Source organism: Flavobacterium sp. UBA4854 (assembly GCF_002399805.1).
GTDB classification, from domain to species: Bacteria; Bacteroidota; Bacteroidia; order Flavobacteriales; family Flavobacteriaceae; genus Flavobacterium; species Flavobacterium ginsengisoli.
The window spans coordinates 351-2,539 of record NZ_DHEI01000120.1 but is presented as its reverse complement, the minus strand read 5'-3'; the positions used below and the strand labels follow the sequence as shown (position 1 = coordinate 2,539).

Here is a 2,189-nt window from a genome sequence, read left to right as displayed (position 1 = left end):
TTATAATCGATATCTTTTGAAGCTACAAACGTACGGATTGAGAAAGAACGCAAAGCATCTGGAATACTCAAAGTTCCTACTGCAGAATCTTTTCTTCCTGTGAAAGGGAAAGCATCTGGCCCTCTTTGACAAGAACTGTTGAGGTTTACTCTACATACTAAATTAACCAAAGCATCAATTAGCGGTGCAAGCGTTTTAATATCTTTACCAAACAAACTTACTTGCTGTCCGTAATTTGATTCTGCCATATCTTTTAAAGGTTCTTTAATATCTTTAAACGAAAGTACAGGAACTACTGGACCAAACTGCTCTTCGTGGTAAACACGCATTTCTTTATTTACTGGATATAAAACTGCTGGAAAAATATAATTATCGGTATGTTTTCCTCCTTTTTCATTGATCACTTTAGCTCCTTTGTGAAGAGCATCATCAATTAATCCTTGAATATATTTTGGTTTATCTGTTTCTGGAAGCGGCGTTAAAGAAGCTCCTTTTTCCCACGGATTTCCAAAAAGCAAACTGTCTACTTTCTCTGCAAAACGTTTGTTGAATTCTTCTGAAATTGATTCGTGAACATATAATACTTTCAACGCTGTACAACGCTGTCCGTTAAAAGACAAACTTCCTGTGATACATTCCTGAATAGCCAAATCTAAATCGGCATCTGGAAGAATAATTGCTGGATTTTTAGCTTCTAAACCTAAAATTAAACGCAATCTGTTTTTGTTTGGATGCTGATCTTGTAAAGCAATCGCCGATTTACTGTTTCCAATTAATGCCAAAACATCAATTTTTCCAGATTTCATAATCGGAGAAGCCACTTCACGTCCTCTACCATAAACAATATTGATTACACCTTTTGGGAAACTGCTTCTGAAAGCTTCTAACAATGGCGAGATACATAAAACACCATGTTTAGCAGGTTTGAAGATTACTGTATTTCCCATAATTAAAGCAGGAATCAGTAATGAAAAAGTTTCATTTAAAGGATAATTATATGGTCCAAGACATAGAACCACTCCAAGAGGTCCACGGCGAATCATGGCGTTTACTCCTTGCACTTTTTCAAAATGCGAACTACGTCCGTTTAATTCTTTATAACTCGCAATAGTATCGTAAATATATTCTACTGTTCTGTCGAATTCTTTTTGTGAATCTCCAAGGTTTTTTCCAATTTCCCACATCAAAAGTTTTACTACTTCTTCGCGGGTTTCTTTCATTTGCTTCACAAATTTTTCCATGCATTTAATACGATCCACTACTTTCATAGTTGGCCATAAACCTTGCCCCATATCGTATGCATTGGTAGCAGCTTCAACAACTTCTGCTGCTTCTTTTTCTCCCATAAAAGGAATAGATCCTAATAAAGTAGGCGAATACTTTTCAGTTGAAGAAATAGTAGAAAACACAGGTGTGGTTTGCCCTGTCCATTGTTTCAATTCTCCATTTACAAGATAAGTATCTTGATTTATCAAACTTTTAATCTGATATTCTTCTGGTATAAAACTCATAATTTGGTTATTTAATGGTCTGGTAATTCATTTTCAAAAGAAAAAAGAGGCTTTTTTAGTGCCTCTTCTTCTTTTATGGTTGTACTGTTTCGCCTTCCCAATCCAGGATTCCTCCAAGCAGATTGTAGGCGTTTTCGATACCTAATTCGTTCATAATCTGACACGCTTTTGCGCTTCTAGCTCCAGAACGGCAGTATACGTAATAATTTTTATTTTTGTCTAATTCTTCGATTTCATAGATAAATGCCTGCCCTTTATTGATATCAATATTTAGAGCATTCTCAATGTAGCCGTCATTAAATTCGTCTTCAGTTCTTACATCAAGTATAACTGCATTTTCGTCAGCTTCTAACTGAGCAACCCAATCTTCTTGTGATAAATTCATAATAAAATGTGTTTTTGTAAAATTACGACGTTTCTCTATATGAAAAACGTACCAAATGCGATTTCGATTATTATTCTCAGAAAACGTTTTAGAGAAAGTATTATAATCAGTGAATTACAAATTTAGTTACTATTTTTAAAAATTCAGCCTACAAAATCGATAGAAAATAGGATTTTTTCATTTACATAAAATTAATCTTAAATCTAGTTTTCTGATAATTATTCCCACTTCAAACCATTATCTTTGCAAACAAATACATTTTTTAATTCGATTTTGATAAATATATTCGCCAC

General features: G+C 33.9%; 2 protein-coding genes. Both read right to left on the bottom strand.

Annotated elements, in window-relative coordinates:
- Positions 1-1,511, bottom strand: a 1,511-nt coding sequence (locus B3J44_RS17525) for an NADP-dependent glyceraldehyde-3-phosphate dehydrogenase (protein WP_286970000.1), incomplete at its 3' end; no start/stop codon positions are given.
- Between the two features lie 73 nt (positions 1,512-1,584).
- A complete protein-coding gene (locus B3J44_RS17520; protein WP_095929060.1) occupies positions 1,585-1,896 on the bottom strand; it encodes a rhodanese-like domain-containing protein in 312 nt (103 codons plus the stop codon).
- Positions 1,897-2,189: the final 293 nt, after the last annotated feature.

Bases quoted from the DNA above. Each gene is read 5' to 3' on its own strand.
- B3J44_RS17520 (WP_095929060.1), bottom strand. From the start codon at position 1,896: ATGAATTTATCACAAGAAGATTGGGTTGCTCAGTTAGAAGCTGACGAA.